The organism is Shewanella submarina (assembly GCF_042646185.1).
GTDB lineage: Bacteria > Pseudomonadota > Gammaproteobacteria > Enterobacterales > Shewanellaceae > Shewanella > Shewanella corallii.
The window spans coordinates 64,410-89,694 of sequence record NZ_JBHRTD010000014.1 but is presented as its reverse complement, the minus strand read 5'-3'; the positions used below and the strand labels follow the sequence as shown (position 1 = coordinate 89,694).

At 52.4% G+C, this 25,285-nt stretch carries 16 protein-coding genes; 9 read left to right on the top strand and 7 right to left on the bottom strand.

The window, feature by feature from the left end; translation table 11 throughout:
• Positions 1-374: 374 nt before the first annotated feature.
• The 3 genes from ACFOE0_RS11705 (at position 375) to ubiK (ending at position 5,015) form a co-directional block, all read left to right on the top strand.
• Positions 375-1,493, top strand: coding sequence for an efflux RND transporter periplasmic adaptor subunit (locus ACFOE0_RS11705; RefSeq protein ID WP_248937478.1), 1,119 nt, complete (start codon positions 375-377; stop codon positions 1,491-1,493).
• 12 nt (positions 1,494-1,505) lie between these two features.
• The gene (locus ACFOE0_RS11700; protein ID WP_248937477.1) at positions 1,506-4,640 is read left to right on the top strand and encodes a multidrug efflux RND transporter permease subunit; all 3,135 of its coding nucleotides are present in this window, start codon (positions 1,506-1,508) and stop codon (positions 4,638-4,640) included.
• A gap of 123 nt (positions 4,641-4,763) precedes the next feature.
• Positions 4,764-5,015 (top strand): ubiquinone biosynthesis accessory factor UbiK, encoded by a 252-nt coding sequence (gene ubiK / locus ACFOE0_RS11695; RefSeq protein WP_248937476.1) that lies wholly within the window; start codon positions 4,764-4,766, stop codon positions 5,013-5,015.
• A 162-nt stretch (positions 5,016-5,177) separates the two neighbouring features.
• Here the strand turns inward: ubiK and ACFOE0_RS11690 are convergent, their stop codons facing one another.
• On the bottom strand, positions 5,178-7,655 hold the full coding sequence (locus ACFOE0_RS11690; protein ID WP_248937475.1) for a PKD domain-containing protein: 2,478 nt from the start codon (positions 7,653-7,655) through the stop codon (positions 5,178-5,180).
• A 518-nt stretch (positions 7,656-8,173) separates the two neighbouring features.
• Here ACFOE0_RS11690 and ACFOE0_RS11685 point away from each other — a divergent pair.
• From ACFOE0_RS11685 to ACFOE0_RS11665, 5 genes are all read left to right on the top strand, one after another.
• Positions 8,174-8,692: a DUF4395 domain-containing protein gene (locus tag ACFOE0_RS11685; RefSeq protein ID WP_248937474.1), complete on the top strand. Its 519-nt coding sequence runs from the start codon at positions 8,174-8,176 to the stop codon at positions 8,690-8,692.
• A 213-nt stretch (positions 8,693-8,905) separates the two neighbouring features.
• Positions 8,906-10,483: an AbgT family transporter gene (locus ACFOE0_RS11680; RefSeq protein ID WP_248937473.1), complete on the top strand. Its 1,578-nt coding sequence runs from the start codon at positions 8,906-8,908 to the stop codon at positions 10,481-10,483.
• A 9-nt stretch (positions 10,484-10,492) separates the two neighbouring features.
• Positions 10,493-11,713 carry a peptidase T gene (gene pepT, locus ACFOE0_RS11675; RefSeq protein WP_248937472.1) on the top strand — a complete coding sequence of 407 codons (1,221 nt, stop codon included), beginning with the start codon at positions 10,493-10,495 and terminating at the stop codon, positions 11,711-11,713.
• Positions 11,714-12,026: 313 nt separating this feature from the next.
• A complete protein-coding gene (locus ACFOE0_RS11670) occupies positions 12,027-14,150 on the top strand; it encodes a TonB-dependent siderophore receptor (protein ID WP_380712020.1) in 2,124 nt (707 codons plus the stop codon).
• 65 nt (positions 14,151-14,215) lie between these two features.
• The gene (locus ACFOE0_RS11665; protein WP_248937470.1) at positions 14,216-15,337 is read left to right on the top strand and encodes a PepSY-associated TM helix domain-containing protein; all 1,122 of its coding nucleotides are present in this window, start codon (positions 14,216-14,218) and stop codon (positions 15,335-15,337) included.
• Positions 15,338-15,381: 44 nt separating this feature from the next.
• Here the strand turns inward: ACFOE0_RS11665 and ACFOE0_RS11660 are convergent, their stop codons facing one another.
• From ACFOE0_RS11660 to ilvC, 6 genes are all read right to left on the bottom strand, one after another.
• Positions 15,382-16,512 (bottom strand): pyridoxal-phosphate-dependent aminotransferase family protein, encoded by a 1,131-nt coding sequence (locus tag ACFOE0_RS11660; RefSeq protein ID WP_248937469.1) that lies wholly within the window; start codon positions 16,510-16,512, stop codon positions 15,382-15,384.
• 414 nt (positions 16,513-16,926) lie between these two features.
• Positions 16,927-18,474, bottom strand: coding sequence for a threonine ammonia-lyase, biosynthetic (gene ilvA / locus ACFOE0_RS11655; protein ID WP_248937468.1), 1,548 nt, complete (start codon positions 18,472-18,474; stop codon positions 16,927-16,929).
• A complete protein-coding gene (ilvD, locus tag ACFOE0_RS11650; protein ID WP_248937467.1) occupies positions 18,474-20,333 on the bottom strand; it encodes a dihydroxy-acid dehydratase in 1,860 nt (619 codons plus the stop codon). The genes ilvA and ilvD overlap by 1 nt, the downstream gene beginning before the upstream one ends.
• Positions 20,334-20,360: 27 nt before the next feature.
• Complete coding sequence (ilvM, locus tag ACFOE0_RS11645) at positions 20,361-20,612, bottom strand: acetolactate synthase 2 small subunit (protein ID WP_248937466.1); 252 nt, start codon at positions 20,610-20,612, stop codon at positions 20,361-20,363.
• On the bottom strand, positions 20,612-22,312 hold the full coding sequence (gene ilvG, locus ACFOE0_RS11640; RefSeq protein WP_248937465.1) for an acetolactate synthase 2 catalytic subunit: 1,701 nt from the start codon (positions 22,310-22,312) through the stop codon (positions 20,612-20,614). Before ilvG ends, ilvM begins: the two co-directional genes overlap by 1 nt.
• A gap of 422 nt (positions 22,313-22,734) precedes the next feature.
• Positions 22,735-24,216 (bottom strand): ketol-acid reductoisomerase, encoded by a 1,482-nt coding sequence (ilvC, locus tag ACFOE0_RS11635; protein WP_248937464.1) that lies wholly within the window; start codon positions 24,214-24,216, stop codon positions 22,735-22,737.
• 185 nt (positions 24,217-24,401) lie between these two features.
• On the opposite strand from ilvC, the gene ilvY reads away from it, so the two are divergent.
• Positions 24,402-25,274 (top strand): HTH-type transcriptional activator IlvY, encoded by an 873-nt coding sequence (gene ilvY, locus ACFOE0_RS11630; protein WP_248937463.1) that lies wholly within the window; start codon positions 24,402-24,404, stop codon positions 25,272-25,274.
• Positions 25,275-25,285: the final 11 nt, after the last annotated feature.

Genomic DNA, 25,285 nt, shown 5'->3' with positions numbered 1-25,285 from the left:
AAAACGCGGCAGATTCTAACAGAAAGTACCGCACTTGCACCTGAAAGGGATTTCCCCTAGCTTAACATTCAGTGGACACAAAATAACCAGCATCAGTTACACCGCCCTGCATGGATGCTGTCACAACCGGCGTATCAGGCCCTAGGAAGGTCATCCGGGAATCGCTGATTTTCTTGCACTTATTTTCCGGGTACACCTTCCATCTGACGTTACACCGATCACATTATGCTGTCATCCAGTGATGTCATACTTGATAAAATAACAGACAAGTATGTGATTTCTCAGTCAGATGCCATTCAGTCACGCCAGCTTAAGCTTGGAAGCTGACGAGTGATGGCGGCCTCTCTGCCCTGCTCAATGACGGAGTATTCAGAATGAAAAAGTGGTTTGTAATCATGGTGATCATCGCCTTATTGGCTTTCGGTACCGTGATAGGTTTCAATTGGTTTGTACAGCAAAAAACCAAAGAAGCCATCGCCAATATGCCGGAGGCTGTGTATCCGGTAACCGCCATCACCCTCCAATCAGTCAACTGGCAACCCACCATAGATGCCATTGGTTTTATCGAGCCTAATCAAGGCGTCACCATCTCCAACGAAGTGTCCGGTATTGTCACCTCAATCGACTTTGAAAATGGTGCTCAGGTAATGCAGGGCAATATGCTGGTGCAACTGGACTCTGAGGTACAAAAAGCCAATCTCAAAGCCAAACAGGTACAGTTACCCGCATTGAAAGCTGACTATGAACGCTTGCTCAGACTTTATAAGCAGAAGTCAGTGTCACAGCAGGATCTGGATAATGCCGAGTCCCGCTATATGGCGATGCAAGCCGATATCAGCAGCCTTGAAGCGACAATCGACCAGCGCGAGATCGAAGCGCCCTTCTCCGGCAGCCTGGGGATCCGCTCCATCAACCTGGGGCAATATCTACAGGTAGGAACAGAGATAGTTCGACTTGAAGATACCAGCTCCATGAAGCTCAGATTCACCATTCCACAAACTCAGCTCAGCCGCATCGCCGTTGGTCAGCCAGTCCATATTTATGTGGACGCCTATCCGGATGAGGTTTTCGAAGGGCAGATCGCCGCCATTGAACCGGCAGTCTTCTATCAAAGTGGTTTGATTCAGGTTCAGGCCCGTATCCCCAACGCTCATGGCAAACTGCGCAGCGGTATGTTTGCCAAGGCTGCCATCGTCCTGCCAGAAATGACCAATCAGCTGGTTGTCCCTCAAACCGCCATCAACTTCGCCCTCTATGGCAACTCAGTTTATATCATCGAAGAAGCCAGCAAAGAGGGTAAGACAGAAAAGCGGGTAAAACAGGTGAATGTGGATGTGGTTGAACGCAATGGCAACAATGCCCTGGTCACCGGGGAGATAAAAGCCGGCGATCAGGTGGTCACTTCCGGTCTGGTAAGGCTGAGTAACAACAGTCTGGTGAAGATTACCGAGGATAATGCCCTCAAACTTCCTGCCTCCATGCCGACGCTGTAACGGGAGGCGACCATGACATTTACTGATATCTTTATCAAACGACCGGTGCTGGCTGCCTCCATCAGCATCCTTTTGCTGATCCTCGGGCTTAATGCCCTCACTGGTATGCAGGTGCGTGAATATCCCAAGATGACCAACACGGTGATCCAGGTATCCACCTCCTACTATGGAGCTGATGCGAACCTAATCCAGGGCTTTATCACCCAACCACTGGAACAGGCTCTGGCCCAGGTGGATAACGTCGACTTTATGACCTCGGAGAGTTTTCTCGGGACATCCACCATCTCTGTGTATATGAAGCTCAACACAGATCCAAACGGTGCCCTGGCCGATGTCCTGGCCAAGATTAATTCGGTGGCCTCTCAGCTACCGAAAGAGGCGCAGGATCCTACTGTGACTATGTCCACAGGCTCCCAGACCTCAACCCTGTATATCTCCTTCTCCAGTCATGAGCTCAACTCCAGTCAGATCACAGACTACCTGGAGCGTGTGGTTAAACCTCAGCTGTTTACCATCAATGGCGTGTCCACGGTTAACCTCTATGGTGGTATGCCCTACGGCTTGAGAGTCTGGCCAGATCCAGCCCGCATGGGTGCCTACAACATCACAGCGAGTGAACTGTTGAATGTACTGCAGGCCAATAACTACCAGAGTGCGGTGGGCCAGATGAATTCCTATTTCACTCTGCTCAATGGTACCGCCGATACTCAGGTTGCCACTCCCGAGCAACTGGAAAAGCTGGTTGTGGGCAGTAACAACGGTATGGTGATCCGCCTTGGTGACGTCGCCAAAGTCAGCCTGGCCAAGAGTCACGATGTCTATCGCGCCCTCGCCGACGGTAAAGAGGCTGTGGTGATTGGCCTGAACGTTACCCCCACAGCCAACCCACTGACAGTGGCCGCCGACGCCCGCGCCATGTTGCCGGATATCGAGCGCAACCTGCCGCCATCCATGAAAGCTGAAATCCTCTACGATGCTTCTCTGGCTATTGATGAGTCCATTAAAGAGGTGGCCAAGACCATTATCGAGGCAGCAGTCATCGTAATCGTTGTGGTCATGCTGTTTATGGGATCACTGCGCGCCGTGGTTATTCCTATCGTCACCATTCCCCTGTCGCTTATCGGTGTCGCAGTGGTGATGCAGATGTTTGGTTTCTCGCTGAATCTGATGACACTGCTGGCCATGGTATTGGCTATTGGTTTGGTGGTGGATGACGCCATCGTGGTGGTAGAAAACGTCGATCGCCACATCAAGGAGGGGGAAACACCGTTCAGGGCCGCCATTATCGGTACCCGCGAAATCGCCGTACCGGTAATCTCGATGACAATTACCCTGGCAGCAGTGTATGCGCCTATCGCCCTTATGGGTGGGGTAACCGGTGCTCTGTTCAAAGAGTTTGCCCTGACGCTGGCCGGCGCCGTGTTTATTTCAGGTATTGTGGCGCTGACACTATCGCCCATGATGTGTTCGCGCATGCTGAAATCCAACACTCAGCCAAATGCCTTTGAGCGCAGAGTGGAATCTTTCCTGGAAGGATTGCAGCACAAATACGCCAAAACCCTTGATGCAGTAATGGATATCAAGCCGGTTATCGTCGTGTTTGCGATTATTGTGTTTCTCTCGTTGCCAATCATGTTTAAGGATATCCCATCGCAATTGGCACCCAATGAAGATCAGGGTGTGGTAATGATGATGGGCACAGCGCCATCCAGCGCAAACCTTGACTATATTCAGGCCAATATGAAGCTGGTCACCGACATCATTAAAGAACAACCTGAGTCTGCAGGCTCTCTGGCCTTTGTCGGTATCCCAAGCTCCAACCAGGCTATGGGTATTGCGCCACTGGTTCCCTGGAGTCAAAGGGATAAAAGCCAACAGGAGATGCAGAAGATCATTGGTGAGCAAGCCAAAGAGATCCCAGGCATGGCGGTAACCACCTTCCAAATGCCCGCATTACCCGGTGCATCCAGCGGTTTGCCCATGCAGTTTGTTATTACCAGTTCCAACGCCTTTGAAAGCCTGTTCAATATTGGCACCAACATTCTGGACAAGGTGCAGCGCAGTCCACTGTTTGTATACTCTGAGGTCAACCTCAAGTACGACTCAGGCACCATGAAGATCCATATAGATCGAGACCTTGCCGGTGCCTATGGCATTACCATGCAGGATATTGGTGTCACCCTCAGCACCATGATCACCGATGGCTATGTCAACCGGGTGAACATTGATGGACGCTCCTATGAGGTGATCCCTCAGGTAGAGCGTATGTACCGTGCCAATCCAGAGGATCTGTCCAAGTACTATGTTGAGGCAGCGGACGGCAAGGCAATTCCTCTGTCCAGTCTGGTGAATGTGGAAGTGGTCTCAGAGCCCCGCTCACTGCCCCACTTCAATCAGATGAACTCAGTGACCATTGGTGCAGTGCCTTCCCCGGGCGTCGCTATGGGTGATGCGATTAACTTTATGGAAGGTCTGGCTGAAACCGAGTTGCCAAAAGGCTATACCTACAGCTTCCTGGGTGAAGCCCGTCAGTTTGTGGAGGAGGGCGATGCCCTGTACGTTACCTTTGCCCTCGCACTCGCCATTATCTTCCTGGTTCTGGCCAGCCAGTTTGAAAGTGTAAGAGATCCATTGGTTATTCTGGTCACTGTACCACTGGCGATAAGTGGCGCTCTGATTGCGCTGGGATGGACCCATGTCTTCGGTCTAACCTCGCTCAACATCTATACCCAGGTGGGTCTGATTACCCTGGTGGGGCTTATCTCCAAGCACGGTATTTTGATGTGTGAAGTGGCCAAGGAGGAGCAGATGTTCCACGGCGCCTCCAAGGTGGATGCAATTAAACACGCGGCCGCCATACGTTTGCGTCCTATCCTGATGACCACAGCCGCAATGATCGCAGGTTTGATCCCGCTGCTGTTCGCCTCAGGGGCCGGTGCAGCTTCCCGCTTTAACATAGGTATTGTGATTGTGGCTGGCCTGGGGGTAGGCACACTGTTCACCCTGTTTGTCTTGCCCGTGGTTTATACCTATCTGGCCGAAAGACATGAGCCACTGCCGGAGTTTGATGAAAGCCCGGAAGCCAGAGCCAAACCCAGAGATAACCAAGGGGACAGTGAACAACCGGAGGCTCAACCTCAGAGCTGATCTATAGCCAGTCAGCTCAGCCACAAACGTCCGCATTGATATCTCAACTGCGGGCGTTTTTATTTCCCTGACCACTGGGCTACAATCACCCACAATTCCACATGACTTAATTCAGGCTCATCCATGCTAAATCCAAAGAAAATTGAAGATATCGCCAAGCAACTGACCGACAATCTGCCTCCGGGTCTGAAGCAATTTGCCGATGAGTTTGAAGATCGCAGCAAGAAAGTCCTGCAAAACCAACTGATGAAACTGGATCTGGTATCCCGCGAAGAGTTCGAAGTTCAGCAGCATGTACTGCTCAAGACCCGCGAAAAGCTGGAAGCCCTGCAAACAAAGCTGGATGAACTGGAGTCTCGTCTGGCAGATAAGTGATTAGGTTAGCGCTGAGTTATCCGGATTGGTGACCAGGTCCAACCATTGATGAGATGCTCAGATAAGCTTAATCAATCTAATTCACTGGGTATCCCGGATACATGACCAGAAAAAAGCCCCTGTTCTCAGGGGCTTTTGCTTTATTACTGCTGTTGAAAAGCGTTACTCAATGACCACTGGGACCTCAGCAGAACAACCGCCATCGGCACCGCATACCTTGTAGGTCACAGTCACAGGATCACTGCCACTGACACGGAATCTGTCGGTGTAACGGGTGCTGCCGGTAGTACCCACTTCCTCACCGTCACGGCTGACAGTGTAGTCTCCAGTGCTGCCTTCCCAGCTCAGAGAAACCCTGACGCTGCCACGACGTGACTTAAGTACCTTGCCAATCTGCAGGTCTATATTGGCATCAGGTACTGTGACATCAAAGCTCTGGGAGTCGCTGTCCTGTGCTCCGCCATCATCGGTTACTGTCAGAGTAACCGTATAGTTGCCGGAAGCCGCATAGGTGTGGCTGGTCATTTCACCCGAGCCTGTATTGCCGTCACCAAAGTCCCAGCTCCAATCGGTAATTGAACCATCAGAGTCAGTACTGGTGCTGGTAAAGCTACCCAAGGCACCACTGAAGCTGGCATCAAACCCGGCAACCGGTGGCTCATTGGTTTGCCCGCCTTCATAGCTACCGGTCAATGACAGATCACTGTAGCCAGAATAGGCACGAACCATCACGTACCAGGTACCGGCTTCCGGTGTTGGGAAGCTACAGGTCTCATTACTGCTGCCAGACCAGGAACGACAATCAAAACTACTGGTTGTAGGCAACTGACCCTGACTAACGTAGAGGTCCGCATCACCGTTATCACCTTGAGTCACAAACTGTAGGTTGGTGGCACCGGAAGGCACTTGCATATAGAAGTAGGTTTCCTCTCCGGTAGCCCCACTCAAGCCGGTTTTGGCCACGCCATTCATCAGCTCATCCTGAGTGGGATCAAACACATTTGCCTGAGTAAATACCGTTCTTGATGCATCGTCATCATCAGTGGCTTTCAAAGACACCTCATAGTTGCCTTTGGCCGAGTACACATGGGATGGATTGGCTTCGCTGCTGACGTCACTGCCATCACCAAAGTCCCACTCCAGGCTAACGACTGTGCCATCGGGATCTTCGGTTCCAGCGCTGGAGAAGTTAACCGGCGAATCAACAAATGCCAGATAAGGGCCATTGGCATTAACGACAGGCAACTGGTTATCACCGGGATCTGTGGCATTCATACCATCGATCGCCATCTCGCCGGTACCGGCGGCATCCAACCAGGTGCTCAGACGGGTACTGGCTGTACCTCCGCCATTCCATGAGGTGTGGATTCGACCATACCAATCAGAAAGATCGTTACCACAGGCTGCACCACCACCATGAAGCTGACCGATAACCCGCTTATTCTGGTCAAACAGATGGGAGCCGGATGAGCCACCTTCAGTTGTCCCCAGATCCCAGTCAATAACACGAATGTGGGTGCTGTCACCCGGACTGGAGTTACCACCATAGGATGTAATGGTTGTGGCTTCATTTTCAAAGCTGATGCGTTTCTCATCCACATTGGGATGGTGAATCGCTACGGCAGAACTAGAAGTTTCGTCGTTGGCATTCCACCCCGCCAGGAAGACATTATGGGCTGGGTCAAATGGGTCATCCAACTCCACCAAAGTCATATCAGAAGGTGAGTAACCGGCACGGAATATAGAACCTGTATTAAACTGATCCAGCGTCCCATCACCCTGACCACCACTGTCACTGCTGCCAGGATCACGGCAATAGCTGTTTTCGAAGTTCCAATAGGTCACCAGTGAAGCTGCATTACCAGCATTGATGCCGCAGTGATAAGCGGTCAGGAAGAATGCACGGCCATCATTGGCTGTGTTATTCAGTGCACCACCTGAACAGAAACGAGAGCCCCCCAGACTGATTGCCGCAGCCGAGCGGATCTGATCCCGCCAGTCATCACCGGCTGGACAAACCACATCCACGTTACAGGCGCCGGAAAGGGTTTCGAAGATATCTTTTACACTGGCTCCCAGATAACCATGGTTAACCGAAGTCAGTTCAAGCTTAAGTTGCTTCTCTTTGTGCGCAGGAACATTCACTTCAATAATGGCACTGTCACCAGCCAGCATAGGTGTCCACAACTGGCCATGGGCATCATTATCTGCCGCGGTAAATGCGCGAATGCGCTGGCTGCGATCCGGAGTATAGATATGCAGGGAACCGCCTTCCGGCATATCGAACTGAGTAAAACCAAAGTTAAGCGAAAGCGCGCCTGCAGAGGTAATTTGCATACGCCAAACTGACATTTCGCTCGCCTTACCTTCGTTAACTACCCGTACTTTCTGCCACTTGTCCGGAGACAAAGAAACTTTAAGAGGCTCAGCAAACTGCAGCACATAATCTCTTGGGTTCATTGCCCGGTTTACTTCTTCTCTCTGCCTGAGTTTGGCGTTATCCAAGCCAGGCATCTGCATCACCTTTGGCTGGCCACCGACCTCGGATTTAGAGAAAGACAAAGGCGAACTGGCCATAGCTCCGGCACTACAGAGCAAGCCAGCCAAGCCCATGGCGTAAGTAATTTTTTTGAAATCCATAACATCCTCGTCAATATCCTGAATATTCAGCGAATGGGGAAGATGCGAAAACTCCCTAGTCAGACACCAAACTACACCAACCCCAAATACGGACAGTCAATGCAAGTAAATGGCAAACAAACGACACAGATAAATGCCAGAACAGGCGAAGTGAATGATACTGCCGCTTAGCCACTCTAATCTGTTTTTCAAGAAAACAGACAGCCAGCAAAGCACCTCTGAACCTGGGTATAAAAGAGGTAGTAAGAAGGTGCGAAAAGCTCACAAAAACAAAGTCAAAACCATTTAAATCAGATAATTACAGGACTAATAAATAGATAAAAACAAGGACCAAATAAACTAAACTCAAGTCCTCTCGCGACTGAAACAAACAGTTACATCTTGGATTGCATTCAAATATAGCGCTACTCACTAGTAAGAAGGTCTCATGTGTTATCAGCCATAGGTGTGACTCTGTCCTGCCAAAACGCAATTTCAGACATAAACTTAATTTGTCGGTCAATTCAGGGAACAGAATTATGAGCCAGTTGGACAAACACAGCTTCTTTACTTCGCCCATGTTCGCCATGGGACAATCCTTTGAAGGTGAGTCAGGTCTCAGGGTCAACGAGACAGCGACACGGGCAAGGGCCGGACTGCTGAATATTCTTTCCATGGTCACCATATTCATACTCTTGTGGAGGCCTGAGCTGGACCCGGTCATCTATGTTGGGCCTTATGTCATTTTTGATATGACGGTTGCCGCTATCTTTGGTCTGACGCCCCTATCTCCGTCTGGCCTCCTGGGTACAGCAATAACATTGAGACTCCCGCCTCTGTGGAAGCCAGCTAAACCTAAACAGTTCGCCTGGACTTTGGGAGCTATTATGGGCATCACCTGTCTGGCATTCAGGATGCTCGACTTCTCTGTGGAGTGGCTGCTGGCAGTACTGGGGATCTGCTTTGTACTGACCTGGCTGGAAGCCGTTATGGGCTTTTGCGTCGGCTGCTGGATGCACGCCAAGCTGTTTGGATGCGAGGAGTGTCGGTTGAATTAACCTCTCCGGTTACATAGTGCTACGGGTATGACATCAATGAGATAAGGTCATCCCATTGTAATCATTTGGTTTATTCATAATCTGGAATGTAAAGTCAGTGAGCCGCCATGCCCGAACTGCTTGCGGGATCACTGTATTAGCCATTGTCTGCGGTTGCTTACGGGCTTTATTGTTGAACACAAACAATAACCTTAATAATGCACCGGAGCCTCCATGACAGTCGGCACCTCTGTCCCGCCCAAACCGGCCAACACCTGGCTGGATAAAATTGAACATCTGGGTAACCGTATCCCGGATATCACCATGCTGTTTTTCTTCGCCACCCTGATCTGTATTGGCCTTTCATGGGCCCTGTCCCATATTCAGTTTGGCTATGTGCATCCGCTGACTCAGGAGCCTATCCGGGTCGTTAACCTGCTCAGTGCCGATGGCATGATGGGGCTGTTCAGCTCCATGGTGAAGAACTTCGTTAACTTTCCGCCACTGGGTATAGTGATTGTTGCCACTTTAGGTATAGGTATTGCCGAAGGCTCTGGCTATATCACCACGGCACTGAAGAAGTTATTGTCTGTGGTGCCCTTGTCGACGGTCACACCGTCGGTGATTTTTATTGGCATTCTGGCCCATGTTGCCTCTGATTCGGCCTATGTGATCCTGATGCCGGTATCCGCCTATATCTTCTATAAAACCGGCAAGCACCCACTGGCAGGTATCGCCGCCGGTTTTGCGGGTCTGGCAGGTGGCTTTACCGCTTCTTATACACCATCCATTATTGACCCTATTCTGGCAGGCTTTACCGAGACAGGTGCTCATGTACTGGATCCCAGCTACAGCGTGAACGTGCTATGTAACTATTTCTATTCGGTTGCTTCCACCTTTGCTGTCATCGCCACCTGCTGGTACACCACAGACAAGATTGTTGAGCCGCGTCTTGCCAAGACCATGCCTGTCGATACTACGCCTGAAGAATTAGGACCGGAAGAAACCAGCCCTGGCATGCTGACCAGCGCCGAGACCAAAGCCTTCCGTCTGGCGAACCTGACCCTGCTGGGCCTGATTGTGCTTTGTATCGCCCTGATGGCGCCGACTGACTCCATGTTCCGCGCAGCAGATGGTTCATTGACCCACCCAGATGCGCCGGCGATGAAGCTGATTGTGCCGCTGTTGTTGGTGTTCTTCGCCCTGCCCGGTCTGGTGTATGGCTATGTCAGTAAAACCTTTACCTCAGCCAAAGACATCACCAAGTCCATGGAGAGCATCACCGGCTCGCTGATCTCTTTTATCGTATTTGCCTTCTTCTGTGCTCAGTTCCTTTACTGCTTTGGACAGTCCAATATCGGTAGCCTGATTGCGCTGTCCGGAGCTGAGGGGCTGAAAGCCTTGAATATGCCTGGCCAGCTGACCATTCTTGGAGTGATCCTGCTGACCGCCTGTTTGAATCTGATTATCACCTCGGCTTCATCCAAGTGGGCGATTCTGGCGCCGGTATTGGTGCCTATGCTGATGGCTGTGGGTCTGTCTCCTGAGCTGACTCAGGCGGCTTTCCGTATTTCCGACAGTGCCATTAACGTCAGCACTCCTATGTTTGCCTTCTATCCACTGATCATCTCCTACATGCAGAGATACTGCACTCAGTCGGGCATTGGCACTTTGGTCGCCATGATGGTGCCCTATTCAGTAGGTCTGCTTATTGCTTTGACCGCCATGTTGTATCTGTTCTGGGGTCTGGATATTCCCCTTGGCTTCAACAGCGGGTATACCTATCCCCCTACTCTTGATGTCGGTCAGTAAGGAACCGTAATGAAACCTGAAAAGAATTTGCTGTATTACTTCCGTCGCTATATCGCCATCAGCAGCCAATCTGATGCTGCTGCCAACAGCCTGCCATCAACGCCGGGTCAGCTGGAACTGGCCAAACAGTTACAGGCTGACCTCAATGAAATGGGTTATACCCAGACCCAACTGCTGGACTCAGGCATTTTGATTGCCAAACTGCCAGGCAATAAAGCCGGCGCTAAAACCCTGGGCTTTGTCGCTCATCTGGATACCGTGGATGTTGGGTTAAGCCCGGATATCAAGCCGCAGTTGCTCAGGTATGAAGGCGAGCCACTGTGCCTGAATTCAGAGCAAGGCATTATGCTGTCAGAGCAGGAATGCCCAGAGCTGGCCAAATATCTGGGGCAGGAGATCCTGTTCAGCGATGGCACCAGTGTGCTAGGTGCGGACAACAAGGCCGCCATCGCCGTGATGATGTCGCTGGCTAAAGAGCTGAGTGACAGCGAGATTGAGCACGGCGATATCTACCTGGGTTTCGTACCGGATGAAGAGATTGGGCTGCGCGGTGCCAAGGTGATGCCGCTGGAGCTGTTTCCGGTTGAGCACTGCTACACCATTGACTGCTGTGAGCGCGGCGAAGTGATATTCGAAACCTTCAATGCCGGCAGCGCCCGCCTGGATGTAAAGGGCATTACCGCCCACCCAATGAGTGCCAAGAATGTGCTGGTTAACCCAAACCTGGTGGTGGCTGACTTTATCGCCATGGTGCAGGATATGGGGCGGCCAGAACTGACCGAAGGGCGCGAAGGTTACTTCTGGGTAACAGATATCAGTGGCAATCAGAATCAGGCTCAAGTATCGGTGGCGATCCGCGACTTCGATGCTGACAGCTATGAAGGGCGTAAAGCTTACCTGCAGAATCTGCTGACCTTCCTGCGCCAAAAGCATCCTAAAGCCGAGATTGAACTTACCCTGACCGACGTCTACAGCAATATTGCTCAGGCCATGGGTGAAGACACCTCCGCACTGGATAACCTGTATCAGGCGCTTAAGGATCTGGAGATCCCGGCCAAAACCATCCCTATGCGTGGCGGCACCGACGGCTCAGCCCTGTCAGCCATGGGACTGTTTACCCCTAACTTCTTTACCGGCGCCCATAACTTCCACAGCAAGTATGAGTTCCTGCCTATCCCTTCGTTTGTCGACAGCTACAAGGTCGCCAAACGCCTGCTGGAACTGGCGTAAACGAGATTCACGCGACAGCAGATAAAAGCGCTCACTGCTTGAATCCAACGTCCAGCAAGCCACTCAACAAAAAGCCCGCAACTGCGGGCTTTTTATTCCACCGACTCCGGCATGGGGCTTCATACAAAAGACCAAGCTAAATTGCCTTCCCCACCTCGCTGACCCCAGCTTAATACACAACAAAGTCATCAACCTGACACCCTGGTTTAATCACACCAGAATGATAATAATTATCAATCACCATTGAGAATAGTTTTCATTCGATCTAGTATGCCTTCAATTTTAACAATTGTGACAATTTCACAGGGAGTTGATGATGCTAGCCAAACTGTTCAACCACAACAAAATATGGGTGGCCCTACTGTCCACAGGAGTCAGCCTCGGTGTCACAGCTAAAGAGCAGACTGAAGAGCCTGAGATGGAGATTATTGAGGTCAGTCCCAGGGGCATTATCTCCTACGTCAGCGCTTCTGCGGCCAAAAACAGTGTACCAGTGGTCGAAACACCGGTGTCAGTATCTGTACTAACTGAAAAACGAATTGAAGATCTCGGGGCTGAAACCATTCAGGATGCTTTGGGGTTTGTGGCTGGCGTCTACAATGGCCCCTTTGGTGTTGATACCCGGGGTGACTGGGCACAAATCCGTGGTGTGGCTCCCCTGACTTATCAAGACGGTTTACAAACTCTGTTTGGTAATTACAACAACACTCGCGCCAACCCCTATATGCTGGAGCAGATTGAGATCCTCAAAGGCCCCTCTTCAGTACTATACGGACAAGGCTCCACCGGCGGTATCATCAACCTGGTCACCAAACGCCCCAAGGCTGAAACTGCTGGCGAACTCTGGGCTCAGGTGGGTAACTATGACCGAGTGCAACTGGCCGGCGATGTAACCGGCGCCATAGATGAAGATGCCACTCTGCTTTACCGTCTTACCGGTTTGTACCGGGATTCTGAAACCCAAACCGATTTTGTCAAAGATGACAGTTACTTTATCTCACCAGCATTGAGCTGGTACATCACAGATGACACCAGACTGACGCTGCTGACCAACTTCCAGAAGAATGAAACCGGCTCCAGTACTCAGTTTTTTCCCCATGTGGGCACTCGCCTGCCTGCGCCCAACGGCCAGATCCCCAGCGAACGCTTTGTCAGCGAACCGGGTTATGACCGTTATGACGTCAAGCAATCCACCATCACGGTACTGCTCGAGCAGCAGTTGACCGATAACCTGGAATTGAATTGGTCCAGCCGTTATAGCGACAGCGACGCCGAGTACCGCTCCATGTTCGGTTATCCATTTGCTCTGGTGGAGGACAGGTATATCAGTCGCGCTATCTTTATGAGCGATAACAGCGCCGAATCATTCACCTCTGATCTGCAGCTACGTTGGGCTTTTGACACCGGCAGCTTAAGCCATAACCTGTCATCCGGATTGGACTATCAGCAAGCGACTCTGGATACAGATCGCCTGTTTTTAGTTAGTGCAGGAGGTTTGCTGGACATTTACAACCCTGAATACGGCAAAGTACCGACAGCCTTCCCCAGCGATGACGATATCCCCGATAGCCCATCCAATAAGCAACGCCAGTTGGGCTTTTATGTGCAGGACTCCATCAAATGGAACCGCTGGGTCCTAAGCCTGGCTATGCGCCAGGACTGGGTCAAATCTGAACCCGGCAGCCCGACTCAACAATCTGTGTCCGATGATGCAACAACCGGCCGTGCCGGTCTGATGTATGCATTCGATAATGGTCTGTCACCCTACATCAGTTATGCACAGTCGTTTGCGCCTCAGCTGGATACAGCCAATGGCGTGGCACTTGATCCGCTCAAAGGCGATCAGATCGAGTTAGGGATCAAGTATCAACCGGCAGGCACCAGCCACCTTATTACGGCTGCAGTGTATGACATCACAGAGAAGAACAAGCCTTATACCGATCCCCTGGGTAATACCAGCCTGACAGGTGAAGTCGAAATCCGCGGCTTTGAACTGGAAGCCCAGCTGGAATGGGAACAGGTAGATGTATACGCCAGCTATGCCTACACAGACACAGAAAAGGTCAAAGACACCTTAGGTGCTCAGGGGGGGCGATTGGAAGCCATGCCCGATAATATGCTCTCAGTTTGGGCCACCTGGCGCCCGGCAGATCTGCTACCAGGCTTCAAGGTTGGTGCAGGTTACCGCTTTGTCGGCGAGACCTCTGACGGCAGCGCCGAAGTGGTGCTGAATGGCGTACAGGTAAACACCCCACTGACCACAGAAAGTTATGACCTGTATGACTTTATGATTGGTTATGAAATTGGGGCATTTGATTTGAGTCTGAATGTGGACAATCTGGAAGATGAAACTGTGATTACCAGCTGTTTGTTCCGCGGCGACTGCTTTTATGGTCAACGCCGAACCATCACCGGCAATGTGAAATATCGCTTTTGATGAGACTACGCCAGTGACAGGCCGGCCTTTATCGCGTCTGTAAACCTCTTAGCGGAAGAACAACCATGTCCAGACTCTGGTTTAAGTGGCACAAATTGCTGGCCTTACTGGCTTTTTTGCCCATTATTTTAATTGCCGTCAGCGGCAGTATTCTGGTGTTCAAACACCAACTCGACAGCCTGTTGATGCCAGATAAAGTCAGCATCAGTGAAACCGGCCAGCGGCTTAATATCGATACCCTGCTGCTGCAGATGAAAACTCAGCTGCCGGAGTACGAAGTCGGGACCTGGGAGCTATTTCAGGATGGTGAAACCGCGGACAGGGTTTACCTGATCAAGCGTGGCAGCTTTGATTGGTTCAAAGTATTTCTCAATCCCTATACGGGTGAAGCACTGAGCCAGCCGGTACCGCTGCATCACTACCTGACAGACTGGTTGCTTGAGCTCCACCATAATCTGTTGTTGGATACCTCGGGTCTGATCATAGGCCTGCTCTCATCACTCATTATGCTGTATCTGGCGATCAGCGGACTGATGATGCATCGCAAATTCTGGCGCCAGCTTTTTGCCCTCAAACTGAGTAAAGATAAACGTAAACAGTACTCCTCAATACACAAGTTGGCAGGCGTCTGGTCCGCTCCGGTGCTCTTGATATTGAGCTTTACCGGTGGTTACTGGAATGTACTGCATCTGCTCCATGAAATTGAGGAACACAGCGCCTCACCTTATGTGTTGCAGCAACCTCTGTACAATCAAAAACTGTCCATCAATACGCTGATGCAACAGGCCAGCGATACCATAAAAAGCTTCGAGCCTACCTATCTGGTACTCGCCTATGAACCCGGTGTGCCGCTTATGATTTACGGGCGGATTCAGAGCAACAATCCCTTTTACAGTGACTATGCGAATATGGTGAGTTTTACCCCGGATAGTGGTGAGCTTCAGACCTATTGGGATGTGCGGGAAAGGGCCTGGTACTTTGTGCTGGATGACAGCTTCAGAGCATTGCACTTTGGTACATTCGCCGGTCTGGCCAGTAAACTGGTCTGGTGTTTACTGGGTGCAATGCCCCTGGTGTTGGGCTTTACCGGCCTCTACCTGTGGTGGCGTAAACGAAAATCACCCTCCAAAGCATTCAACACAAATCCAGCTGATAAAATAAATGTACTCAGCAGGCATACCCAGTAAAAAGACTCGAGCCAACCCTTTTGGCTCGAGTCTGCTGTAACAGCTTAATTCAACACATCTTCCAGCGCCCGCAGGCACAGAGCGATGTTTTCACGGCGGGCACCGAAGCCCATCAGGCCGATACGCCAGGCTTTACCGGCAAGGGCACCCAGACCAGCGCCAATCTCAAGGTTATACTGCTCCAGCAGTTGCTTACGCACTGCGCCGTCATCCACACCATTCGGAATATAGACAGCGTTCAGCTGAGGCAGGCGACTCGCTTCTTCCACAACAAATTCCAGTCCCAGCTTTTCCAGCCCGGCTTTCAGCAGTTCATGCATTTCACGGTGACGGGCCCAGGCATTTTCCAGCCCTTCATTGGCGAGCAAACGCAGGGACTCATGCAGGGCATAAAGCGCATTCACAGGTGCTGTATGGTGATAGCTGCGTTTGCCATCACCACTCCAATACCCCATCACCAGAGTCTGATCCAAAAACCAGCTCTGCACCGGCGTCTTGCGGGCCTTAATCTTCTCTACCGCCGCAGGCGAGAACGACACAGGCGACAAGCCGGGTACGCAGGACAGACACTTCTGGGAACCGGAATAGATAGCATCAATGCCCCACTCATCGACTCTCAGCTCAACGCCCCCCAGAGAGGTTACTGCATCCACTATCGTCAGGCAGTTATGAGCCCTGGCCAGCGCACACAGACCTTTAGCGTCAGACAGTGCACCGGTTGAGGTTTCGGCATGCACAAAAGCGAGGAATTTGGCATCCGGGTTAGCATGCAGCGCCACCTCAACTTCGGCCAGATCGACAGGCTCACCCCACTCATTATCCACCATCACCACTTCGCCACCGCAACGCTCGACGTTCTGGCGCATACGCTCACCAAACACGCCATTACGGCATACCACTACCTTGTCACCCGGCTCTACCAGATTAACAAAGCAAGTTTCCATACCTGCGCTGCCGGGAGCAGACACGGCAACTGTGACTTCATTTTCAGTTTGGAAGGCATATTGGATCAGCGCTTTCAGCTCATCCATCATGCCAACAAACAGAGGATCCAGGTGACCGACAGTAGGTTTCGACTGCGCCGCCAGCACTTCAGGATACACATCGGAAGGACCCGGCCCCATTAAGATACGGCGGGGAGGATTAAATGGCGGAAACTTGGGTGCAGCAATCATGTCGATCTCCTTGAACCTGGCAGACATCTGCCGAATTTAGAGTTATCACTCAAGGTGTTAAGTTAACACATTCACACAGACTGTCAGCCCCTGCTTTAGGCTAACTTTGAACCCTCAAAAAGTTTGGCAAGCAAACTTGTATATACAAGATAGAAGCCCACTCTATTCTCTTAAGAAAATAACCTGAAGCAAAGGGAGTTACTGATGGGTATCTCCCATTGCTCTAATAAGCCGATTTTGGCTTTTGGCTTTTGGCTTTTGGCTTTTGGTTTTTCAAACAAAGCCTTTCCCAAAAATTTCTTCACCTAACCAGCAGTGAGAGATTTTTCTTCAAGACAAGGCCAGAGGTTGCGACGTGTAGCAGCGCTACACGAGCAACCGATAACGCAGTATTGATGAAAAAGATCCACTGCCCTAAGTTAAAAATAAGCGGTAGGCGGGGCTTGAGGTTTCTTCTTGGTAAACAAACCCCAACTCATTCAAAAACTGTTGAAACTTGAGCCCATCCTGCTCGGGGATCTCAAAGCCCACCAGCACCCGGCCAAAGGCTGCGCCATGGTTCCGATAATGGAACAGGCTGATATTCCACTTGTTCCTGAACGTAGACAGAAACTTAAGAAGTGCGCCAGGATGCTCCGGGAACTCGAAGCTGAACAGGCGCTCCTGCAATGATTCAGGTGGGCGGCCGCCCACCATATAGCGCACATGCAGTTTGGCGGTTTCATCGTCGGACAAGTCCTGCACCCCAAAACCCAATTCAGTCAGACTGGCGACTATCTGTTCCAGCTCCTGTTGACCGCCACTTAAGCGAATACCGGCAAACACCACTGCGCCGTCCCGGCCGCTGAACCTGTAATTAAATTCGGTAATGGCACGATTACCCAACTGCTCACAAAAACGCAGGAAACTACCTGGCTGCTCAGGTACCTTGACCGCCAGTACGGCTTCTTTCTGCTCGCCCAGTTCACAGCGCTCGGAGACATATCTCAGGCTGTGGAAATTTACATTGGCGCCGCTGAGAATGGCCGCTACTTTTGATGGCTGCTCTTGTGACTGAACCTGGGCGTGTTTCTTCAGTCCCGCCAGCGCAAGAGCCCCCGCAGGCTCAGCAATGGCACGGGTATCTTCAAAGATATCTTTCACCGCAGCGCAGATCTCATCAGAGCTGACAGTGACCACCTCATCCACAAAAGCCTGCGCCAGGCGGAAGGTTTCTTCACCGATACGCTTTACCGCCACACCGTCGGCAAACAGGCCTACCTGAGGCAGGGTGACAGGCTCTCCAGCCTCCATCGCCGCTTTCAGGCAGGCTGCATCTTCCGGCTCAACGGCAATCACCTTCACTTCAGGCATCACAGCTTTGTAGTAAGCAGCAATCCCCGCCACCAGACCGCCACCGCCAACCGGCACATACACAGCCTGCAGATCTTGCTGCTGTTGCAACATCTCCTGAGCGACAGTGCCCTGCCCGGCAATCACGGCTTCATCATCAAATGGCGCGATATAAACCCGTCCATCTTGCTCGGCCAGAGACTTGGCATGATCATTGGCCATATCGAATGACTGACCATGAAGCACCACAGTGCCGCCACGACGGCGCACCGCATCGACCTTAATATCCGGCGTCGTCGTCGGCATCACGATCACCGCAGAGATGCCACGGCTGGAGGCTGACAAGGCCACCCCCTGAGCATGATTGCCCGCTGAGGCGCATACCACGCCCCGCTGACATTCAGACTCACTGAGCGCCGCAATACGGTTGTAAGCGCCCCTGAGCTTAAAGGAGTGCACCGGCTGCATATCTTCCCGCTTGAGAAACACCTGACAGCCCAGTCGGGCCGACAGCTTGTCCATGGCAGAGAGCGGCGTCACTTTGGCGATGTCATACACCCGCGCCCTTAAGATCCGCTGCAGATAATAGTTGGCAAGATTCAAATGAGACTCCTTGGCCAGCGCCAGCATCAGCTTTCCTCCAGCTTTTTGACATCTCTCACCGCGCCCTTGTCAGCACTGGTCGCCAACATGGCATAAGCCTTCAGCGCCAAAGACACTGGACGGACCCGGGCCAGCGGTTTCCAGGCCAACGGGCCTTTGGCTTCCATTGCTTCACGGCGACTGGCCAGCTCAGCCTCGCTGACCTCCAGCGTGATACCCCGGCTGGGGATATCAATGGCAATGGGATCGCCGTTTTCAATCAGGGCAATGGTGCCGCCGGATGCTGCTTCAGGTGAAACATGACCAATGGACAAACCTGAGGTACCACCGGAGAAACGACCGTCAGTGATCAACGCACACTGGGTGCCAAGACCTTTGGACTTGAGGTAACTGGTGGGATACAGCATCTCCTGCATCCCCGGGCCACCTTTGGGGCCTTCGTAGCGGATCACCACCACATCACCGGCAACCACTTCGCCGCCAAGAATGCCAGCCACCGCATCATCCTGACTCTCATAAACCCGGGCTGTACCGCGGAAAGTCAGGTTGGACTCATCCACCCCGGCTGTTTTCACTATGCAGCCGTTCTCAGCGATATTGCCCGACAGCACGGCAAGGCCACCATCCTGACTGAAAGCAAATTCGCGGCTGCGGATACAGCCTTCGCGGCGATCCACATCCAAAGTGTCCCAACGGCAATCCTGACTGAAAGCCTGGGTAGTCGGAATGCCGGCAGGGCCTGCACGATACATCTCCTGCACAGACTTATCCTGAGAGACGGCCACATCAAAACGGGACAGCAACTGGCTCAGATCACCATCGTCCAGCGCCACATGACCTACATCGGCATGCAACAGCCCAGCCCGGTTAAGCTCCCCCAGAATCCCCATCACGCCGCCGGCCCTGTGCACATCTTCCATATGATATTTGGGGGTGGCGGGCGCCACCTTGCACAGATGCGGCACCTTGCGTGACAGGCGATCGATATCATCCATGGTGAAGTCGACTTGCGCTTCCTGGGCCGCTGCCAGCAGGTGCAATACGGTATTGGAGGAACCACCCATGGCGATATCCAGCGTCATGGCATTTTCAAAGGCTCGGAAGTTGGCGATATTGCGGGGCAGCACCGACTCATCATCCTGTTGGTAGTAACGTGTCGCCAACGCCATTACCCTGCGCCCGGCTTCCAGGAACAGTTCACGACGGTCGGCATGGGTCGCCAGCAGGGAGCCGTTGCCCGGCAGCGATAAGCCCAGAGCCTCGGTCAGACAGTTCATGGAATTGGCAGTAAACATGCCGGAGCAGCTACCACAGGTCGGACAGGCACTGCGCTCAATTTTTTCGGAGTCTTCATCACTGATGCGATCGTCAGCTGCCGCTACCATGGCATCCACCAGATCCAGTTTGATCAGCTTGTCAGACAGCTTGGTTTTACCCGCTTCCATGGGGCCACCGGATACAAATACCACAGGGATATTCAGTCGCAGCGCCGCCATCAGCATGCCGGGTGTGATCTTGTCGCAGTTGGAGATACATACCAGCGCATCGGCGCAGTGGGCATTGACCATATACTCCACGCTGTCGGCGATAAGTTCTCTGGAGGGCAAGGAATACAGCATGCCGCTGTGACCCATGGCGATACCATCATCCACCGCTATGGTGTTGAACTCTTTAGCAATACCACCGGCCTCTTCGATAGCGCCAGCCACCAGCGCCCCCATATCTTTAAGGTGCACATGGCCGGGTACAAATTGGGTAAAGGAGTTGGCAATGGCAATAATGGGCTTGCCGAAATCGGAATCCTTCACCCCGGTGGCGCGCCACAATGCGCGGGCTCCGGCCATGTTACGTCCCTGGGTGCTGGTTGCTGATCTTAACTTTGGCATCTGGTTTCCTTCCTACTGCAATAATTCTTATCGAGCTGCCTGTCTGGCGGCTTCCTGCGCTTTGATGACACACAGGTTAACATCTACCAACTTGGTCAGCTGGTTGCTGAGCAGTTCTATCGCCCGCTCCGCTTCAACTGTGATGGCAAGCAAGGTGTTCTCTCCCTGCTCACGCATCTGCATATTAGTCACTCTGAATCCTCTGTGACGTGTCACCCGCAGCACACGTTCCAACACCTCAGGCCTGCGGCTCACTTCCAACTCCAGCGAATGCATCATCACTTATCCTCCATCTTATCGAGCATTTCATTATTGGCGGCGCCGGGGGGAACCAGGGGCCAGACGTTAAAGCCATCATCAATGGCGACGTGCAACATAAAAGGGCCCGGGGTCGACAGCATCTCATCCAGAGCCTCGTTCACCTCTTCGGCTTTGGATATGCTGCGACCCGGGATATTGAAGGCGGATGCCATCAACAGAAAATCCGGGTTATCAGACAGGTCTGTCTCAGACAGGCGGCCGTCGAAAAACAGCTGCTGCCACTGCTTTACCATGCCCAGCTTCTGATTATTGAGCAGCAGGATCTTCACCGGCAGTCCCATACGTTTGATGGTGGCCAGCTCCTGTACATTCATCATGAAAGAGCCATCACCGGACACAGCCACAACGGTGGCATTGGGGCGTGCAAACTGAGCGCCAATAGCCGCCGGCAGGCCAAACCCCATGGTGCCGAGTCCGGCACTTGAGAGGTTATCTTCAGGGCGGCGAAACTGCATATGCTGGGCCACCCACATCTGATGCTGACCAACATCACAGGCAACCACACTATCCTTGGGCAGCTTTTCAGACAGACTTTTCAGCATGGCCGGGGCATAAACCAGCTCACCTGGATGGTCATAGTCCCAACTGTGCTCAGCTTTCAATGCGCTTATCTGGTCCCGCCATGGCTGGATATCCAGATCGCCAGCCAAAGCCGGCAGTACTTCACAGAGATCGGCAGCGATCGCCACATCCGGCTGGCGCAGTTTGCCCAGCTCAGCAGCATCAATATCCAAATGGATCACTTTGGCATTGGGAGCGAAAGTAGCCAGTTTGCCGGTCACCCTGTCATCGAAGCGAGCGCCTACAACCAACAGGAGATCGCACTCCTGTACCGCCAGATTGGCGGCTTTCAGGCCGTGCATCCCCAACATGCCCAGATACAGGTCATCATCGCCGGGCACAGTACCCAAACCTTTAAGGGTGCACACTGACGGCATCTGGGTTTGATCCAGAAACCGGCGCAGTGGCTCAACCGCACCTGCCATGCCAACGCCACCACCAATATAGGCCATAGGGCATTTGGCCTCTGCCAGCAGGGCTCTGGCTTTATCGAGATCAGTTTGCGCCGCAGCAGGCAAAGCCGTAACTGGCTGCAAAGGACGGCGATACTCCATGGCGGCAACCTGAATGTCCTTGGGAATATCCACCAGCACAGGGCCGGGGCGGCCTTCTGCAGCCAGTTCAAAGGCCTGATACAGGGTGGGGATAAGCTCATCAACAGAGGTGACCATAAAGCTGTGTTTGGTGCAGGAGAGTGACAGGCCCAGTACATCGATTTCCTGAAAAGCGTCGGTACCGATAAGGGAGGAAGGAACCTGGCCAGTAATGGCTACCACCGGGACAGAATCCAGCAGAGCATCGGCCAGGGCAGTGATCAGGTTGGTGGCACCGGGACCGGATGTAGCCAGACAAACGCCGGTTTTACCACTGGCTCTGGCGTAACCTACGGCTGCGAATGCTGCCCCCTGCTCATGACGGGTGAGTACATGCTCCACCTCACCGTCATACAGAGCGTCGTAGATGGGCATAATGGCGCCGCCTGGATAACCAAATACCCTGTCTACCCCGTGAGCAGCCAGCACCTTAACCACAGCATCGGCGCCCCGGGTCTGTTTCGTCTGGCTGTCCTGCTCTTGTTCCTGCTTTGTCTCTGTCATTTTTTCCATTGCCCTGATAACAAAAAAACCCCCCGGTCCTTTCGGAGCGGGGGGTTGACGTTTTATTCGCCTTTCGGCTGTCAACTGGCCATAAGCCGCCCCCGCTGTGACTTAATAATCACCACGGTAATAATCACTAGGACCAGCGAAGCTGCTGTTGTGATTGGGGCCGGCAAAAGGTTAAACATGCGTTGACAGATTCCTTGAATTCTTTGGTTCAGTGTCGATAGCCGCTCACCATGAGGGATATCGAGTGAATACCTTTTAAGCAATAGCATACTGCTGCTGAAAAACACAACCACTAATCGCTGTCTTTTCTCTCAAGTCAAAAAAGATTCAACATTGCTGCCTTAAGCCGTGAGGCTGGGAACCTGTTTCTGTGGCTAAGGAAACAGGCCCCCATATTCGCTATTCTGCGGCGATTATTCCGCGGCAGAGATACGCTTCATGTCAGTCATATAACCGCGCAGCTCTTCACCGATAAATTCAACGGCTGTGTTACGGATGGCCTGATTCACTTCAATCAGACGCACATTGTCCACCTGGTTGGAGTCAGACTTAAGGCCGCCTCCCAGATACTCGGATGGCATCTTGTTCACAAACTCCCGCAGCAGTGGTACAGCCGCATGGTTGAACAGGTAACAGCCATACTCTGCGGTGTCTGAAATCACCACGTTCATCTCGTACAAACGCTTACGGGCAATGGTGTTGGCGATCAGCGGTGTTTCATGCAGCGACTCATAGTAGGCTGACTCTTCGATGATGCCGGCTTCCACCATGGTATCGAACGCCAGCTCAACGCCAGCTTTGATCATGGCGACCAGGAAGATGCCTTTGTCGAAGTACTCCTGCTCATCGATGTGGCCATCATATTTGGGCGCACATTCAAAACCAGTCTCATTGGTCTCGGCTCTCCAGCGCAGCAGATTGGCATCGTCATTGGCCCAATCGGCCATCATGGTACGGGAGAACTCGCCGCTGATGATGTCATCCATATGCTTTTCAAACAGAGGCTGCAGCTGGGTTTTCAGCTCTTCAGCCAGTTCAAAGGCAGCAATCTTGGCCGGGTTCGACAGCCTGTCCATCATATGGCTGATACCACCGTGCTTCAGGGCTTCGGTCACAGTCTCCCAACCCTGTTGGATCAGCTTGGCGGCATAGCCGGGCTCTACACCCTCAGCCACCATCTTGTCGTACCCCAGAATGGCACCTGTTTGCAGCATGCCGCACAGAATGGTCTGCTCACCCATCAAATCTGATTTCACTTCGGCGATAAAGGAGGAGTGTAATACACCGGCGCGGTCACCACCTGTGGCACTGGCATAAGCCTTGGCGATCTCAAAGCCATCGCCATTGGGATCGTTTTCAGGGTGCACTGCGATCAGCGTCGGTACACCGAAACCGCGCTTATACTCTTCACGCACTTCGGTACCCGGACACTTGGGTGCCACCATGACCACAGTGATATCCGGACGTACCTGCATGCCCTCTTCCACTATGTTGAAACCGTGGGAGTAAGACAGGGTAGCGCCCTGCTTCATCAGTGGCATAACGGCATTCACCACATTGGTGTGTTGCTTGTCAGGCGTCAGATTCAGCACCAGATCGGCCTGGGGGATCAGCTCTTCAAAGCTGTCCACTTTAAACCCATTTTCAGTGGCACGCTGCCAGGATGCCCGCTTCTCGGCAATCGCCTCGGCACGCAAGGCATAGGAGATATTCAGGCCGGAGTCGCGCATGTTCAGGCCCTGGTTCAACCCCTGAGCACCACAGCCGAGCACGACAATATTCCAGTCCTTGATATAGTCACAGCCCTTGCTGAACTCGTCTTTATCCATAAAGCGACACTGGCCCAATTGGGACAGTTGCTGACGTAAACTCAAAGTGTTGAAATAATTAGCCATCCTGCGCACCTACTGCTGTTGATATCACTTAAATCCCATCTCATCCGGCATTGAGAAACAACCCCTACCCTGATGAAGTTTTATCCACTATAGCCCATGGCAAATATTGCCTGAACTGATATATTCACAAAATGTTATTGCGTTTTACGCAACACAAAATCAGCCAAAGGGATTCAAATAACAGTATGGATATCAGGTCACTGCAGCTTTACCTGCACCTGTGCGACAGCCTTAACTTCAGCCGCACTGCTGAGCAAATGCATATGAGCCCGTCAACCCTGAGCCGGGCATTACAACGTTTGGAGCAGCAGGTGGGGTCGAGCCTGATGGAGCGGGATAACAGATCTGTGGCATTAACCAGAGCGGGCAGAGAGTTTCAGCAATTCGCAAGGGAGACAGTGGAGCAGTGGCAGGAGCTGAAAGGCAGGCTGGATCCCCGGGCTCAACTAAAGGGTAAGCTGAACCTCTACTGTTCGGTGACGGCGGCATACAGCCATCTGCCCAACTTGCTGGATAAGTTTCGGCAGGAACAACCTCAGGTAGAGATTAATCTGATCACAGGTGATGCGGCCAACGCCGTCACCGAGGTGCAACAGGGCCGGGCCGATATCGCTATCGCAGCCAGACCGGATAACTTGCCAAACAGTCTGTTTTTCAGCGCCATAGATACTGTGCCACTGCACCTGAGTGTACCTGTGGTGCCCTGCCATGCCAGAGCCCTGTTGCAGCAAAAGCCAATCCCCTGGGAGCAATTACCCTTTATTGTGCCGGACCATGGCCCGGCACGCCGTCGCTGTGACGCCTGGTTTCGGCAGATGGGCATAAGACCCACCATCTATGCTCAGGCCTCTGGTCATGAAGCGATAACATCCATGGTTGCCCTGGGGTGTGGTATCAGTATTCTGCCCTCAGCGGTACTGGATAACAGCCCGGTACGGGACAGAATTGAGCTGCTGGACTCACCCGTGCCCATAGAGCCTTTTGTACTTGGCTGCTGCTGTAAAAAACAACGCACCGATGATGGGATCATCAGTGCGTTTTTCAACATCATTACCTAATGGGATTCAGG